Annotated in this window: 15 protein-coding genes and 1 pseudogene; 14 read left to right on the forward strand and 2 right to left on the reverse strand. The window is 37.1% G+C overall.

Annotated elements, in window-relative coordinates; all coding sequences use genetic code 11:
* The 8 genes and pseudogenes from AC1Q59_RS08475 to AC1Q59_RS08510 form a co-directional block, all read left to right on the forward strand.
* Positions 1 to 254, forward strand: a pseudogene (locus AC1Q59_RS08475) (IS110 family transposase); the annotation flags it as partial.
* A 561-nt stretch (positions 255 to 815) separates the two neighbouring features.
* Positions 816 to 1,166 carry a P-II family nitrogen regulator gene (locus AC1Q59_RS08480; protein WP_492365381.1) on the forward strand — a complete coding sequence of 117 codons (351 nt, stop codon included), beginning with the start codon at positions 816 to 818 and terminating at the stop codon, positions 1,164 to 1,166.
* Between the two features lie 14 nt (positions 1,167 to 1,180).
* Complete coding sequence (locus tag AC1Q59_RS08485; protein WP_492365382.1) at positions 1,181 to 2,488, forward strand: ammonium transporter; 1,308 nt, start codon at positions 1,181 to 1,183, stop codon at positions 2,486 to 2,488.
* A gap of 214 nt (positions 2,489 to 2,702) precedes the next feature.
* Positions 2,703 to 3,548, forward strand: a complete 846-nt coding sequence (locus tag AC1Q59_RS08490; RefSeq protein WP_492365383.1) for a CPBP family intramembrane glutamic endopeptidase — start codon at positions 2,703 to 2,705, stop codon at positions 3,546 to 3,548.
* A gap of 210 nt (positions 3,549 to 3,758) precedes the next feature.
* Complete coding sequence (locus AC1Q59_RS08495; protein ID WP_492365384.1) at positions 3,759 to 5,390, forward strand: sensor histidine kinase; 1,632 nt, start codon at positions 3,759 to 3,761, stop codon at positions 5,388 to 5,390.
* 211 nt (positions 5,391 to 5,601) lie between these two features.
* A complete protein-coding gene (locus tag AC1Q59_RS08500; RefSeq protein WP_492365385.1) occupies positions 5,602 to 6,264 on the forward strand; it encodes a response regulator transcription factor in 663 nt (220 codons plus the stop codon).
* A 160-nt stretch (positions 6,265 to 6,424) separates the two neighbouring features.
* The gene (locus AC1Q59_RS08505; RefSeq protein WP_492365386.1) at positions 6,425 to 7,549 is read left to right on the forward strand and encodes a serine hydrolase domain-containing protein; all 1,125 of its coding nucleotides are present in this window, start codon (positions 6,425 to 6,427) and stop codon (positions 7,547 to 7,549) included.
* Positions 7,550 to 7,574: 25 nt separating this feature from the next.
* Positions 7,575 to 9,089 carry a serine hydrolase domain-containing protein gene (locus AC1Q59_RS08510; protein WP_492365387.1) on the forward strand — a complete coding sequence of 505 codons (1,515 nt, stop codon included), beginning with the start codon at positions 7,575 to 7,577 and terminating at the stop codon, positions 9,087 to 9,089.
* 141 nt (positions 9,090 to 9,230) lie between these two features.
* On the opposite strand, the gene AC1Q59_RS08515 is transcribed toward AC1Q59_RS08510, so the two are convergent.
* Together AC1Q59_RS08515 and AC1Q59_RS08520 are read right to left on the reverse strand one after the other, a co-directional pair.
* Positions 9,231 to 9,479: a YjcZ family sporulation protein gene (locus AC1Q59_RS08515; protein ID WP_492365388.1), complete on the reverse strand. Its 249-nt coding sequence runs from the start codon at positions 9,477 to 9,479 to the stop codon at positions 9,231 to 9,233.
* 113 nt (positions 9,480 to 9,592) lie between these two features.
* Positions 9,593 to 10,423 (reverse strand): protein-glutamine gamma-glutamyltransferase, encoded by an 831-nt coding sequence (locus tag AC1Q59_RS08520; RefSeq protein WP_492365389.1) that lies wholly within the window; start codon positions 10,421 to 10,423, stop codon positions 9,593 to 9,595.
* A gap of 233 nt (positions 10,424 to 10,656) precedes the next feature.
* On the opposite strand from AC1Q59_RS08520, the gene AC1Q59_RS08525 reads away from it, so the two are divergent.
* The 6 genes from AC1Q59_RS08525 to phoU all read left to right on the forward strand — a co-directional run bounded on the left by AC1Q59_RS08525 (position 10,657) and on the right by phoU (position 15,753).
* The gene (locus AC1Q59_RS08525) at positions 10,657 to 11,565 is read left to right on the forward strand and encodes a phosphate ABC transporter substrate-binding protein PstS family protein (protein ID WP_492365390.1); all 909 of its coding nucleotides are present in this window, start codon (positions 10,657 to 10,659) and stop codon (positions 11,563 to 11,565) included.
* A 90-nt stretch (positions 11,566 to 11,655) separates the two neighbouring features.
* Complete coding sequence (pstC, locus tag AC1Q59_RS08530; protein WP_492365391.1) at positions 11,656 to 12,579, forward strand: phosphate ABC transporter permease subunit PstC; 924 nt, start codon at positions 11,656 to 11,658, stop codon at positions 12,577 to 12,579.
* Entirely contained in the window at positions 12,580 to 13,467 is an 888-nt protein-coding gene (gene pstA / locus AC1Q59_RS08535; protein WP_492365392.1) for a phosphate ABC transporter permease PstA, read from the forward strand.
* Between the two features lie 21 nt (positions 13,468 to 13,488).
* On the forward strand, positions 13,489 to 14,289 hold the full coding sequence (pstB, locus tag AC1Q59_RS08540; protein ID WP_492365393.1) for a phosphate ABC transporter ATP-binding protein PstB: 801 nt from the start codon (positions 13,489 to 13,491) through the stop codon (positions 14,287 to 14,289).
* Positions 14,290 to 14,304: 15 nt separating this feature from the next.
* Entirely contained in the window at positions 14,305 to 15,075 is a 771-nt protein-coding gene (gene pstB / locus AC1Q59_RS08545; RefSeq protein ID WP_492365394.1) for a phosphate ABC transporter ATP-binding protein PstB, read from the forward strand.
* Between the two features lie 18 nt (positions 15,076 to 15,093).
* Complete coding sequence (gene phoU, locus AC1Q59_RS08550) at positions 15,094 to 15,753, forward strand: phosphate signaling complex protein PhoU (protein ID WP_492365395.1); 660 nt, start codon at positions 15,094 to 15,096, stop codon at positions 15,751 to 15,753.
* Positions 15,754 to 15,799 lie beyond the last annotated feature (46 nt).

Below are 15,799 nucleotides of genomic sequence, written 5' to 3' on the forward strand. Positions count from 1 at the left end.
CAGTAGGGAAATGTCTGGCCCAGCATAATAAGGATTTGCGTCCATACTACGAAAGGCTAAAAGACCGCGGTAAGCATTCCAGAAAAGCTTATATAGCCTTAGGAAACAAATTTATTCGAATTGCCTTTTCAATGTTAAAACATAAAAAAACATATGAAACAAAACAAAAAGACTACGGAATATTCAATGAGGTAAAGAAGAAATTACTTTATACAAAAATGAGTACTTATTTAAATATAGCGTTAGCTTCTTAATCTAAAAACTAAAAAACAATGAATCTCTCCTCTGGGGTCAAGGGAAAATCGGTATTGGTGCCGGAGGCTAAATGACCTCGAGTGACAGCATGATTTACCTTGTCCTGTAAATGCGAATTGTACGTTAATAGAAGCCTTGAACTAACCAGGCTGCATCCATGCAGAATTGAAGCAAGGTGATATTCCACTCAGATCCGAGATGAGAGATTCATTCATAGTGTTTTCTGTCAGTTGCTTATTGTATTTTTTTTACAATTATTACGTGAGGTGTGTTAAGTGCGCCTTAAAAAGTAAAATCTCTACTTGACATAGTACGCTGTCACAACCCGAAATCTGCCGGACTATTCGACATTTTTCGAAGTGTGACAGGCATTTTTTGTTTATAGGAAGATTAATCTCAAAATCAGATTGTTTTTATATAATATCTATATTTGTTAGATGGGTAAAAGTGTTATAGAATAATTTTCATGCAAAAGGCATTCCAAAAATATAAAAGAGTCAAAAAAATGAGAGCAACTTTCTATAAACGATTAAGCAATTCAAATAAAAAGGTGATGCCAAATGAAAAAAATTGAAGCTATTATTAGACCTGAAAAATTAACCGAGACGATTAAAGGGCTAAAAAATTTAGGTATTACAGGATTTACCATATCCCAGGTGGTTGGCAGAGGAAAACAGAAAGAAAGTCAGGGGGTCTATCGGGGGAAAAATTATAAAGTAACTCTCCATCCAAAAGTAAAATTGGAAATTGTCCTTTCCGATTATATGGTTGAGCAAACGATAAAGAAAATTTTTGATTCGGCCCAAACTGGAGAAGACGGCGACGGTAAAATTTACGTTTATCCTATCTTAGAAGCATATAACATTCGGACAGGAAAAGAAGACGATACTATTGATGATTTAGTAAACTGAAAGGACTAACGATTATGGAAATGATGTATTTAAATACCATATGGATTGTATTAGCTGCAGCCATGGTACTTTTTATGGAAGGTGGATTTAGTTTACTAGAATCTGGTTTAGTAAGAACGAAAAACGCTGTAAATGTAACGATGAAGATTTTTGTTGATTTAACGATAGGGGCATTAGGTTTTTGGGTAGTTGGTTTTGGAATTATGTACGGTAAAGATATATTTGGAATCATGGGTACCAGCCTTTTTGGCAGCCCAGAAAAAATTACTCTTTCTATTGAATTACCTGGTGCAGCCTTTGTACTGTTTCAAATGGGGTTTGCAGTAGCTTGTGTCTCGATTATTTCAGGTGCAGTAGCTGAACGTATGAACTTTAAAGCCTATATTGTAACAGTATCCCTTATTTGTATGGTGATTTATCCGCTTTCAGGTCATTGGATTTGGAACAGTGATGGATGGCTAGCAAAATTAGGCATGAAAGATTTTGCGGGTTCAGGCGCTATTCATGCGTTAGGAGGATTTGTTGCTTTTGCAATGGCTAAACGGTTAGGAGCAAGGAAAGGCAGGTTTAATTCTGATGGAAGTGCCAATGTTTTTGCACCCAGTAATATTCCTTTAGCTTCAGCTGGTGCTTTTATTTTATGGTTTGGCTGGTTTGCCTTTAATGCCGGAAGTACGTTAGATGCATCAAATACAGATCTTGCATCGATTGCCCTTAATACCATGCTTGCTGGGGCAAGCGGCGGTACAGCGGCTCTATTCTTAACAATGAAAAAGTTCGGAAAAGCTGACCCAAGCATGACGATTAATGGAGTATTAGCTGGGCTGGTAGCGATCACAGCTGGGTGTGCCTTTGTTTCTCAATGGAGTGCCATTGTCATAGGGGTGACTAGCGGTTTAATTGTTATTTATGCGACTTTATTTGTTGACAATTTAAAAGTAGATGACCCAGTGGGGGCTGTAGCGGTTCACGGTTTCAATGGTGTGTTTGGAACGATAGCTGTTGGATTGTTTGATAAGTCTCAAGGTCTATTAACAACATTTGATTGGTCCCTTCTAAAAATACAATTATTAGGTGCAGGAGCGGTCGTTGTTTGGGGAATTATTTGTGGAACATTTATAGCAAAGGTTTGTGAAAAGACTGTTGGCTTCCGAGTAAGTAAACGTGAGGAAGAGGAAGGTTTGGATATGTCCTACCATGGGATTCCAGCCTATAATGAATTAGAACGATTCACAGATATTCCTACAGGTTTGTATGATTTTGAAGAAACAACAGGGATTTCTGTTGCCCCGGCTGGCAGCAGAAAAGAAAGAGTGGTTTGAGTGCAAAAAAGCTAACTATAGGGAAGGCCTTTCATCAGTTTTCTTAACTGTTGGGAGGCCTTTTTTCTATATTGGCGATCTTATGACTTTTTCTTTAAAGATTGTGACTGCTTTGCACTGAGAATTATGACTTTTACTGACTACAATATTCATTATCTAAGATGAATCTGTTTTCGAATAAACAGTATCCTTAAATGATTTGGAGGAGAATAAAATGAGAAAAAGAATGTATGCAATTTTGAAGGTCCTTTTAGTATTAATTGCGACAGTAGGGACCGTAATAGTTCTGGAAAACATATCAATGTTAGTTGCAGAACATAAGGGAGCATTAGTGGTTTTAAAGTATGTGGGTGCGTCTTCTATGGCAATAATACCTTTGTTGCTGCATAGATGGTTTACAAGGAATGAAAAATGGCCTTTGGGGCTAAATGGGTCAAAAATTTGCTCAAGGTTAGTTATAGGTTCCCTGTTAGGTGCTGCATTCATGTTCTGTTGTATTATTCTGGTTTATATTTTTGGCGGAATTAATTTTGCGGGGGTGAATCCCGATATTGCATTCGGCGCTTTGTTCTTCTTAATAACAAGTTCATTTTTTGTTTCTCTTGGCGAAGAAACGCTTTTTCGCGGGTCTATTCAAGGGTTATTAAAACAGGGTTACGGAAGCTGGGCTGGGATTTTAGGGTCAGCAGGGATATTTTTCATTATTCATGGAACAAATCCAGCTATGTTTGAATCAGTCGTGCCTCCTTTGAATCTATTATTATCAGGGATAATATTGGGATTGCTTCGTGAAAAAACAGGATCACTATGGATACCAATTGGATTTCATTGGACCTGGAATACTGTTCAAGAGTTATTCGGATTGGCCACTTCAGGTTTTGAATCAAAGGGTTCTTTAATAAATATCTTATTAGTACCCGGAAAGGAAATGATTAGTGGCGGGAACTTTGGGATAGAAGGGAGTATTATTTCATTCATTATACTTCTTTTATTCTGCACTTATCTTTTAAGGACTAAAACGAACAGCATTCTGTCCGAATCTAAGACTCAAATTTTATAATAAAATCACAATCTGTATTTTAAGTATGCCACGGGATTGGTTCTTTCTGCTTCTTAAGCCGGGAGAACCGCCCTTGGCTTTTTTTTTGTATCATATTGACCCTGGGTCTTTAATAATAGGATAATTGTGGTAATAAAATTAACTTTTACTAAATTTGCTGGCTAAAAGGTTTTTCTCTTCCGTATTAAATAAATTTGAGAGGAATATACCATGAAAAGAATAAGGGAATACCTCCAGTTTTCCATCATCCAGCGTACCATACTCTTATCCAGTATCAGCATCATCTTAATCGGTACAGTCCTAAGTGCTGCCAGTTACTACATTCAGGGAAAACTGATGTTTGAAAACTTGGATAAGCAGGCCCGCGGTGTGGCACAAATGGCATTTAGCCGATTTGACCTTAAGGATATAAAGGAAATCCGGACCAATCATGATTTAAATTCCGATGTTCATCAAAGAATTTTAAACGAATTAGGAAAAATAACGAAGGAAAATCCGAATATTGCTCAGATTGTCATTGTGGACATTGGAGTAAATGAGAAAGGTGAATCAAGGGCACTAGCTATCCATCAAAACTACTTGGATATTGGAATGAGACCCGGTGACCTTGTGGAACAGCATCCTACGTTCGTTAATCTGTATAAAGAGATTGCGCGGACAGGAGAAACGAGGAACTCAGGTATTTATAGGGATATGCTCGGCGAATGGAGCAGTATCTTGATTCCAATTAAGGACGAGAACGGAAAGGTCATTGCCATGTTTGTAATGGATATGAGTGCCAGTGAAATTAGAAAGGATCAGCTAAAGGCTTTAACGCAGCTGGCAACTGCCTTTACCATCTTACTAATATTGTCCATTGCTATTCAGACACTTGCCTTAAGAAGAACCTTATCACCGCTTAAACTTATATTAAACGCAGTTAAGGAATTAGGACAGGGTAATTTTACTATTCATCTTAAAATTAACAGAAAAGACGATTTAGGCAGATTAGCAGAAAGCTTAAATATAGCAGTAACCAACATAAAAAGCTTAATTAGCAAAGTCATCTCCACTGCTCATCAAGTAAGTGAAGACCCTCAAATAGCTGGCCAACAATCAGAAACGGAAAATCTCAACGCAGATGAATTAATTCAGACAGCCATCGATCAGATGAATATGATCGAGAACAATTATTCTAACTTAAGAGTGTTTTCTAGAACATTAGAACAATATTCTAAAAGAATTGAAGAATTAACTATATTAGAGGAAAGAAGGAGGCTTTCAAAAGATATGCATGACACAGTCGGGCATGTCTTTACTGCGATTATTACCAGTTTGGATGCACTTCCGTATATTCATAATGAAGAGGAAAAAAATAAATACATTCAGGAACTTTCAAATTTGGCCAGAAAAGGGCTTTCAGATCTCCGAAATACCATCCACACGCTGCCGATAGCAGAAAAAGAGCAAACATTTCTTGAAAGCTGCAATGACCTGGCAGATGATTTTGTAAAACATACAGGAATTAAGGTCAAAATAAATACTGAGGGGAAGGAGCATATACTGGGCGATTTAGTTAAATCTTCTTTAATCCGGTGCCTTCAGGAATCCTTAACCAATGCCATAAGACATGGTCATGCATCACAAATCTATATATCTGTTAAGTTTTTAGATGACGCCATTCAATTGGCGATAAAAGATAATGGAATCGGAACTGATGAGATACAATATGGCTTTGGTCTTAGCTCCATGTCTGACAGAATGCTTACTGTCGGGGGAACATTCAGAGTTGATTCTTCACAAAATATGGGAACAACGGTAACATGCACGGTTCCTGTACCAAAGCAGTTTAAAGGGAGATAATTTATAATCCATCTATAATTATTGGAAAATAAAATTAAGGCTGTAGATTGGTTGTAGCCAGAATTACTAGTGACCAAATTTATGACCTTCAGCCACTATTGAACATGACTTTTTGTTATTACTGTATAGATGTTAAGAGAAAACAAGTACGAACAATATTCCAAAGGAATTGTGAGCTGTCAATTATGGGAAGAAAGGAAGTGCCAGGAGGATGATTAAGACAATTATCGTAGAAGACCAAGAACTGATCCGGAAAAGTTTGAAGATTGTTTTGGAAAGTATCTCAGATATCAGTATTATTGGCATGGCTTCCAATGGGAAAGAAGCCATTGAATTATGTGAAAAGGAAAACCCCGAAATTGTATTAATGGATATCCAAATGCCAGAAATGGATGGGGTGAAGGCAACGGAAGAAATAAAAAAGCGCATGCCTCATATAAAAGTAATCATTTTAACTACTTTTCAAGATATTAGCTATGTAGTAAATGCTTTAAATGTGGGGGCTGAAGGATATATTTTGAAGGCAGTGGACCCGCAGTTTTTAGTAGCCGGTATTCAGATGGTTTATCATGGCGGTTCCTTGATTCCGCAAGAGCTTGCAAAAGAGGTTTTTCAATTGTTTAATTCCATTGATAAAACAGGAATACCCGAACAATCTGCTGCTGCTAATCCATATGAATTAAATCAGCAGGAATTAAAGGTATTAAAATATTTGTCCCAAGGTCTTTCCAATAAAGCTATCTCGGAAAGGATGTTTTTGTCCCTGGGCACGGTAAAGAACTATATTTCCAATATTTACTCAAAGTTAAATGTCAAAAACCGGTCGGCCGCGATCATGAAAGCAATGAATGAAAAAATAATCAAAGAAAAATAAGAAATTCCTCTGGTATAGAGGAATTTTTTTTATGCCCAAAACATTTATCAAGTCAAAAAACCAATATAACTTTTTATCCTAAAAAATAGCCATCATTCACTATTCGGTTATGACTTTAAAACTTTATTGTAAGGGTAAGAAGAATAAGGAGGAAGGAATAATGAAAAAAGTCCTTAAAATTACGGTGATTGTTTTTGCATGTTTAATGGTGTTGGGGGGTGCTGCTGCTTTTGCAGCGAGCACAACCCACTCTGATTTAAAGGGGAGCAAACAGGAGAAAGCAGAAAAATTTGTTGAGAACTATGTAAAGGATGAAGATTTCAGTGGAACTATTCTTGTCATGCAAGAAGGAAAGATCGTTTTAGATCAATCCTATGGAAAAGCTGATAAGGAAAATAACATTCTTTTTTCCAATGATACCTTGTTTCCTATAGGTTCCATTACAAAGTCAATAACAGCTCTTGCTATTTTGCAATTGGAGGAACAAGGCAAGCTTTCAGTTAAAGACCCCTTAGCAAAGTATTTTCCAGATCTCCCGAATAGCAAAAAGATTACCATTCATCAATTATTAAATCACAGTTCAGGATATATGGATTTTTTTGAAACACCAGAGATAAGAAAAAATTATACGAAGTTCCATACAGATGAGGAAATCGTAAGAAGCTTTGCAGCAAAGTCGCTTACAGCCGAACCTGGAGAGAAATTTGCCTATATAAATTCGGATTATTATTTACTAGGTAAAATCATTGAAAAGGTATCTGGTGAGAATTACGCTTCCTATATCGAAAAAAACATTTTTGACAAAGCGGGGTTAGATCAAACATTCGTCATGAACGAAGAAACGATGGAAAAAGTAAAGGTGAAGGGGTATGAGGATGGAAAATTAGCAGAACAAATTCATCCATCACTACTGATTGCTTCAGGTAATGTTTTGTCAACGAAATCAGATATAGCAAAATACCTGTCTGCTATTGAGAGTAATAAACTCCTATCCCCTGAGCAAAAAGAAAAAATGGTTTCTTCCTCCATTAAGGTGAATCCGATTGGAATAGGGTATGGCTATGGCTGGTATAGTGCAAATGGCCTTATTTCCTTTAACGAAAAAGAATATGTTCATGGTGGTTCCCTGCCAGGTTTAAGGGTAGGGGTAAGTCATTATCCGGAAAAAGATTTATCCATCATCATTTTCAGTAATTTTGATTCTGAATGGAACTATTCCAAGCTCATGAATGGAATCGCATCTATTATCTTTGGCAAAAGACAGTGGTTTATCCACAATTTATAGTTTAAATGGATTGGGGGGAAGTTTTATGAGCAGAAAAATAGGTTTGTCACTATTTATTTTATCCTTTTTAAGTATCTCCTTTTTCAGCAATGTATCTGCCAAGTCTATGGATGTCTCAAAGGAAAATCTAAATAAAGTGCATTCATATGTAAGTGAGCAATTTGAAACAGCTGGTATAGTTGGAGGCTCATATGCCGTAGTATTGAACGATCAAGTGATTGATTCTAATGGGATCGGATTTAGTGATTTAAAATTAGAACAGCATGCAACATCTGAAACCATATACGCAGTGGCATCTGTAACAAAGGTATTAACGGCAGCAGCGATTCTGCAATTACAGGAGCAAGGGAAATTAAGTATTCATGATCCCGTTCAAAAATATTTACCCTGGTTCACCTATAAGGATAAGGAAAAGTCAAAAGAAGTAACCATTCAGCATTTGTTAACACACTCAGCAGGGGTAAATCGTCTAGATGCAGATGGAGTTATTTTTACAGATGAAAAGAAAAATAGAAATTCACTGGAAGACTCTATCAGAGCATTAAATACAGTTGAAATGAAATACAATCCTGGTGAAAAAGGTCAATACTGCAATTCCTGTTTTAACACGCTTGGATTGATTATCGAAAAGGTAAGCGGTGAGAGTTATTATGATTATATGAAAACAAATGTGTTTCAGCCAATTGGGATGAGCCATACTGCTTTTGGTTTAGAGTTGAAAACACTAGATTCAACAAACACGGCCAAAGAGTATAGCTGGTTCTGGGGGTATCGGAATACGAAATTGTTGAATTACCAATCGTTCGGAAAAAGTCAGGACCCTGAGGGAGGAATTTATACAAATAGTACTGATTTGGCCAGGTATGTTTCTTCGATTCTAGGTAATGGATCATCCCCAATTCTAAGTCAGGATTCTTTAATGGACTCTTTTACGGGAATAGTTCCAACTGAACACCAGCCATGGAAGTATACAAATGGTGGATTCGAGGCTAGTAAGCTTTGGGGCCAGCAGGTCGTTTATAAAGGCGGTGACGGAATCGGGTCCTCTGCTGCAATAATGGTGCTGCCTGAAGAAAAGTTAGGCGTAGTTTTAATAATTGGGGAATCCAATTCAGAGCCTAAGCAGGAAATTGCAAAAGGCATGCTGCAGATTTTAATGGGAGAAGAACCAATAAAAGCAGATTATCCACCTCCCCTTTTTAAAACCGCAGGAATGATTATGTTGATTGTAACATTAATAAGTTTAATACTTTTTTTTCTGATTGCTTTGTCAGTTTATAAGAGGGTAATAAGGAAAGATTTATCTGTTAAGAACTGGCTGTTAAGAATGGTTATAAGTTTTCTTCTTTTGATTATTTCTGTCCCAATCGGATATTTACTATTAAATGTGAGAATTACACAAATCGGTTTCTATGGCTATCCAATTGATATTGCCATTGGGCTGATTAGCCTTGAGTTTACAATTATCATAGCGTTCTCCTATCATGCCTTCCTGGCGATTTTCGGAAGAATACAGGAAAAAAGAATAATAAATTTATAATTCAGAGTAACTTAAAAGATCTTTAAGGATAGATAAAGAGACAGGTTTTAAAAAATTAAGGCTTGAGGAGAGTCCTCAAGCCCTTAGCTTGTTTATTATTTTAAATCCCATTAGTGGATCCTAAAGGTAAGATCATTGATGTTAGCATTTGCTATAGCCGCCGCAAAAACTTGCACCTACAATGATAAGTAAAATAAACAATACAATAATTAGGATAAAATCGTTCCGATAATTAGGACAGCCATAGCTATAAGCGGGAGATACACAACCATAATCATAAGCAGGAGCTGTATAGGCAGGCATTGGGGCCACATTTGGTGCCATGTTTGGTGCCATGTTTGGAGCCATGTTTGGACCCAGATTCGGTGGTGCATTAAGGTTAGAATACATTTTTCACACTTCCCCTCGAATAAGGATTTCTCTATATAATACTCTCGGAGGGGAATTTGGAGCCCGTCTATAAAAAAATGGGTAAATGTCAGGGATTGTGAAATGACCAGATATCAAATTGAATAATAAAGATAGTGAGCATATGAAATGGAATCTTTGTTATGGTGCACAATCGGACGCTGCATTTTGTATGCTCTGTCATTTCTATTCCAGCTTGCCACCCTGAATAAATACTTAAAAGAAGGCCTTGTTACCAATTTTGTTAGATAAGCTGATTGATGACTGTCCGGTTTTCTTTTTTCATTAAGAATTTGAATGACTTCCTCTGATGTCCTTATATCAAATCCATGTCCAAACAATCTTCCATCTTCAAGGAGAACAGCATTTACACCTCTGAACCATGGGGTTTTTCGACTAAAGTCAGGATTATTAACGTACAAGACATCTCCAGGTAAAAAATGATTGGAGTAAAAGGTAATGATACCGAGATCTGTATCTGTATGCCAGCTGTAAAGATATAGATTTCGAAACAGTGAATTAAATAAATGGCTGCCAATACTAGTTAATATCGCATGGTAATAAATGATTGGGATAGCTGTTGCACATTCAAATGCATAGAGAGAACCGTTGCGGAAAATATCTAGAATCGCATCTGCCGGCCGCACATCGGGTCTTAAAAGGAACCCGCCTGCTTTTGTTAATTGCCAGTACCTGGGATTGCAGCGAGCATATACAAAGGTTGTAAACTCGGCTTGACTATTGTTCATTTCTTTCGCACTTTGGATAATGTTCTTTCGCACATTAAGTTCAAATAATAATTCATACTCGGAATAATAAGAATAAGAAATTGGAGCATGCTGCATCTGTTGAATAATTGTTTTCTCAGTACTTCCAAGCTGCCAATTTTCATTCTGTTTAAACGGGACCCCTGATATTTGGATCATACAACCCCCCCACTCCAATATGCCTTTCATCTGCATTCATATCTATCGTATTCTCATTTTTAATAATCATGTTAAATTTTCATCTGCTGTCATATTCAAGAACAAAAAAGTTGAGCAGCAGTCATCTTTACAAAATCTTAACATTAGCTTTATACGTAATTTACAAACTCTGTGTATATTCAAATAGTACAAAAGGTAAATTAACACTAATAACTGACTAGGAGGACTAATAATTGAAATCTACTAAAAAAATATTAACGTTTACTCTTGTTGCAATGTTCATTTTTGTAATGGCTGCTTGTGGAAATCAAGATGGCAATACTAGCAACAGTTCAAATAACCAATCTGAAAACAGCGGTACCGAAGGATCAATCGTACTCTCTGGTTCAAGTGCGCTTCAGCCGTTAGCTGCAGCAGCTGCTGAAGAATTTATGAACGCAAATACAGCAGCCCAAGTTCAAGTACAAGGCGGCGGCAGCGGGACAGGCTTAAGCCAAGTTTCACAAGGTCAAGTAGATATTGGCAACTCCGATGTTTTTGCTGAAGAAAAAGAAGGAATTCCTGCAGAAGAATTAGTTGATCATAAGGTTGCTGTTGTCGGTATGGCGGCAGTGGTTAATCCTGAAGTGGGTATTGATAGTATCACACAAGATGAATTGATTAAAGTATTTACTGGAGAAATTACAAATTGGAAAGACCTTGGCGGTGCAGATCAAGAGATCACATTGGTTAATCGTCCGGATTCCTCTGGAACTAGAGCAACTTTTGTTAAATATGGACTAAACGGGGCAATTCCAGTTGAAGGTATTACAGAAGACTCTTCTAGCCGTGTATTAAAGCTTGTGAATGAAACACCTGGTGCTATCGGCTATCTGGCATTTTCATATATTGATGATTCAGTTACAACATTAAAACTTGATGGTACAGAACCAACTGATGAGAATGTACAAAATGGAAGTTACCCTATCTGGGCATACGAGCACATGTATACAAAAGGTGAGCCAGAAGGATTAGCAAAGGAATTTTTAGATTTTATATTAAGTGATGAGATTCAAACCGACCTTGTTCCTTCACAAGGCTATATTCCAGCAACAAAGATGCAGATTGAAAGAGATGCAGAAGGTAATGTAACGAAGAAATGATCTAAGAGTTTATCGACGAAAGTAAAAAAAGCAGGGGGTATAAGAAGCATCTTATAGACCCTGCTATGCTCTGTTTCAAGGGGGTACACAATGAATTCGCAGCAGTCAGTTAAAGATAGATTAACAAAGAAACAAAAGTTCAATCCCGAACTAAAGGGAAAGGGACTTGTCATTTTAAGTGCAGTATTAATTATTCTAGCGACAGGGGCTATAACCATTTTTCTAGGGCAGAAAGGTCTGCAGGCATTTTTCATTAATGGGTTAAGTCCTCTGGAATTTCTAACAAGTTCAGATTGGCAGCCTACACGTGCTGAAGCACAAGGCGGTCCTACTTATGGTGCATTAGCCTTTATATTTGGTTCATTTGCCGTAACCATTTTAGCGGCCCTTATCGCAGCGCCTCTTGGTATTGGTGCAGCTATTTTTATGACAGAAATTGCCCCTTCCTGGGGAAAAAAAATATTACTTCCAATTATCGAGCTGTTAGTGGGAATTCCTTCAGTAGTTTATGGATTTATAGGATTATCTGTATTAGTACCTTTTCTAAGAGATACTGTTGGTGGTTTAGGTTTTGGTTTGCTTGCAGGTATGATTGTGCTGTCAATCATGATCCTGCCAACTGTTGCCAGTATTGCGACAGATGCTCTGCAATCTTTACCCCAAAATTTAAGGGATGCATCCTCTGCTATTGGTGCTACTAGATGGCAAACTATATCAAGAGTTCTCATCCCAGCTGCATTGCCGGGACTTTTAACTGCAGTTGTCCTAGGAATGGCAAGAGCATTCGGTGAAGCTTTAGCGGTTCAAATGGTTATTGGGAATGCAAGATCGATTCCTTCTTCCCTTACAGAACCGGCTGCAACATTAACGACAATTATTACATTGAATATGGGACACACAACTTTTGGCAGTGTTGAAAACAATGTTTTATGGTCATTAGCACTAATTTTACTTATCATGTCCTTTATCTTTATTGTTATCATCCGTTATTTATCTGCAAGGAGGAAGTACTAAATGAATAGTAGAGTCGCAGATAGAATTGCTACGGCAGTATTTTCAATTATCGCTGCAATTATTACTTTAGTTCTTGCAGGTTTATTGGGATACATCCTTTTTCATGGATTAGCAAAAATTAATTTAGATTTTTTAACCTCTCCATCTAGTTCTTTTAGGGCTGGCGGCGGAATTGGGCCACAATTATTTAATTCCTTCTATATTCTATTAATTACGATGATTTTTACTGTTCCTCTTGGTCTTGGGGGCGGTATTTATATGGCTGAGTATGCCAAGCCAGGGAAACTTACAAATATCATCCGCACCAGTATTGAAGTGTTGGCATCCCTTCCATCCATTGTATTAGGGCTGTTTGGTTTATTGGTATTTGTAAATATAACTGGATGGGGATATTCCATTTTATCTGGAGCACTGACGTTAACCATTTTCAATTTACCTGTAATGGTTCGTGTTTGTGAGGATGCTATACGTTCGGTTCCTAGAGAGCAAAAAGAAGCAGGACTGGCTTTAGGACTTACACATTGGTATACCATTAAAACCATTTTGATTCCAAGTGCATTTCCAACCATTTTAACGGGTGCCATTTTGGCATCAGGAAGAGTCTTTGGAGAAGCGGCTGCTTTATTATTCACGGCGGGTTTAACAACTCCGCGTTTGAATTTTTCTAATTGGAATCCATTTTCTCCGGATTCACCGCTCAATATATTTAGACCTGCCGAAACACTTGCGGTTCATATTTGGGCAGTTAACTCTGAGGGGTTAATACCTGATGCAAGAGAGGTAGCTGACGGAGCATCTGCTGTGCTCATTATTTCTGTCCTTTTATTTAATTTATTTGCGAGATGGCTTGGTGGAGTAATTCATAAGCGATTAACTGCAACCAAATAAGGAATGAAAGGGTAGATGAAAATGCAAACGACCATGATACGTGAACAGCGCAATGAACAAACAAAAAAAGAGATCGCCTTAAAAGTTAGAGACTTAAATATTTATTATGGTGAAAACCATGCAGTGAAGCATGTCTCCTTTGATATAGAAAAACAATCTGTTACAGCTTTAATAGGCCCATCTGGGTGCGGTAAGTCAACGTTTTTAAGAAGCATTAATCGTATGAATGATTTAATTCCAGGTGCAAAAGTGGAAGGGACGATTCAGTACGAAGATGTCAATCTAATTGATCATAATATTAATGTGGTTGCCCTTCGGAAGGAAATTGGCATGGTGTTTCAAAAACCAAATCCTTTTCCTAAATCCATATATAATAACTTAACCCATGCACTGAAATTCTATGGAAAAAAACAGAAGAAAGAATTAGATGAGCTTGTAGAGGAAAGTTTAAGAAAGGCAGCTTTATGGGATGAAGTAAAAGATCGCCTGCATGAGTCGGCATTGTCACTATCTGGCGGACAGCAGCAAAGGCTTTGTATCGCAAGAACTTTAGCAATGAAGCCTGAAATCCTTTTACTTGATGAACCGGCATCTGCTCTTGATCCAATTTCTAATGCGAAAATCGAAGAATTGATTATGGAATTGAAATCGGAATATACAATTATTATTGTCACACATAACATGCAGCAAGCTTCAAGGATTTCAGATAAAACGGCCTTTTTCTTAAACGGTGAGCTAATTGAGTTTGATCAAACGAATAAAATCTTTACAAATCCATCAGAGAAAAAAACGGAAGAATATATTTCTGGAAGATTTGGCTGATATGGGGGACCGTAAATGAATGCTACAATGACTAAAGCTATTTTTGATATTAATGATTTAAATTTATGGTATGGTTCTAATCATGCATTAAAGGGTATTGATTTTCCAATATATGAAAATGAAGTAACGGCAATCATTGGACCATCGGGCTGTGGAAAATCGACCTTTATAAAAACTTTAAATTTAATGAATCAATCTGTGCCAAATGTAAAAATGCTAGGTCAAATCAATTACAACGGGAAAAATATTTTAGATTCAAAAGTAGACTTAGTTGAACTTCGCAAAAACGTCGGGATGGTTTTTCAAAAAGCGGTTCCCTTTCCAAAAACAATTTATGAAAATGTGGTCTATGGACCCAAAATACATGGGACACGAAAAAAGAATGTATTAGATGAAATTGTGGAAAGATCATTAAAAGATGTTGCCCTATGGGATGAAGTAAAAGACCGCTTAGATGCTCCTGCCCTGGGATTGTCAGGTGGACAGCAACAAAGGCTCTGTATTGCTCGAGCATTAGCGACACAGCCAGATGTTATTCTCATGGATGAACCAACATCTGCATTGGACCCGATTTCAACATTAAAGGTAGAAGAATTGATCTTAGAACTAAAAGAAAAATACACGATTGCTATTGTTACACACAATATGCAGCAAGCAGCAAGGGTTTCTGATAAGACTGCTTTCTTCTTAATGGGTGAGCTAATTGAATTAGATGAAACCAAAGTGATATTTTCAAATCCTTCAGATAAACGTACCGAAGACTATATTACAGGACGATTTGGCTAAGAAGGGAGTAATTAAAAAGTGAATGTGAGAAAAAGTTTCGAAAAGGAAATAGAGGGTCTAAAAAACAGCTTGTTAAATATGGTCGAGTTAGCAGAAAAGGCCATTGCGAGTTCCTTGGAGGCGCTAAAAACCCAAGACCTAAAACTTGCCGAAGAAGTAATCAAGAACGATCAAGAAATTAATCAGATTGATGAGTATATCAACAACAAAGTAATTTCCATGATTGCACAGCAACAGCCAGTTGCAACAGACTTAAGAAAAATTATTGTTGCACTCAAAATTTCTACTGATGTAGAAAGAATTGGAGACCTTGCGGTTAATATTGCGAAATCAACCCTTCACATTGGGAAAGAGAAATTAATTAAACCGATTATTGATATTCCAAAAATGGCAGAGATTGCACAGCTAATGCTTCATCAGGCATTTGAAGCGTATAACAAAGAAGACGTAGAACTAGCACTTAAGCTTGCAGAAGTTGATGATCAAATAGACGAAATGTACGGTAAGTTAATTAAAGAATTATTAGCTTTAATGGCCAGAAACCCTGAAAATATTGCTCAAATTACCCAGCTAGCCTTTATATGCAGATATATTGAAAGAGTAGGTGACCATGCTACAAACATGGCAGAGAATATAATCTATATGGTAAAGGGGAAGCAATCTAATTTAAATACTTAATCTTAAAAGGGCACCCCTGCTGTTAGGGTGCTTTTCTTTTTGCACC

It is taken from the genome of Cytobacillus sp. MT66 (assembly GCF_058792595.1).

Coding starts and splice junctions, on each gene's coding strand:
- AC1Q59_RS08480 (WP_492365381.1), top strand. CDS start 816: ATGAAAAAAATTGAAGCTATTATTAGACCTGAAAAATTAACCGAGACG.
- AC1Q59_RS08485 (WP_492365382.1), top strand. CDS start 1,181: ATGGAAATGATGTATTTAAATACCATATGGATTGTATTAGCTGCAGCC.
- AC1Q59_RS08490 (WP_492365383.1), top strand. CDS start 2,703: ATGAGAAAAAGAATGTATGCAATTTTGAAGGTCCTTTTAGTATTAATT.
- AC1Q59_RS08495 (WP_492365384.1), top strand. CDS start 3,759: ATGAAAAGAATAAGGGAATACCTCCAGTTTTCCATCATCCAGCGTACC.
- AC1Q59_RS08500 (WP_492365385.1), top strand. CDS start 5,602: ATGATTAAGACAATTATCGTAGAAGACCAAGAACTGATCCGGAAAAGT.
- AC1Q59_RS08505 (WP_492365386.1), top strand. CDS start 6,425: ATGAAAAAAGTCCTTAAAATTACGGTGATTGTTTTTGCATGTTTAATG.
- AC1Q59_RS08510 (WP_492365387.1), top strand. CDS start 7,575: ATGAGCAGAAAAATAGGTTTGTCACTATTTATTTTATCCTTTTTAAGT.
- AC1Q59_RS08515 (WP_492365388.1), bottom strand. CDS start 9,479: ATGTATTCTAACCTTAATGCACCACCGAATCTGGGTCCAAACATGGCT.
- AC1Q59_RS08520 (WP_492365389.1), bottom strand. CDS start 10,423: ATGATCCAAATATCAGGGGTCCCGTTTAAACAGAATGAAAATTGGCAG.
- pstC (WP_492365391.1), top strand. CDS start 11,656: ATGAATTCGCAGCAGTCAGTTAAAGATAGATTAACAAAGAAACAAAAG.
- pstA (WP_492365392.1), top strand. CDS start 12,580: ATGAATAGTAGAGTCGCAGATAGAATTGCTACGGCAGTATTTTCAATT.
- pstB (WP_492365393.1), top strand. CDS start 13,489: ATGCAAACGACCATGATACGTGAACAGCGCAATGAACAAACAAAAAAA.
- pstB (WP_492365394.1), top strand. CDS start 14,305: ATGAATGCTACAATGACTAAAGCTATTTTTGATATTAATGATTTAAAT.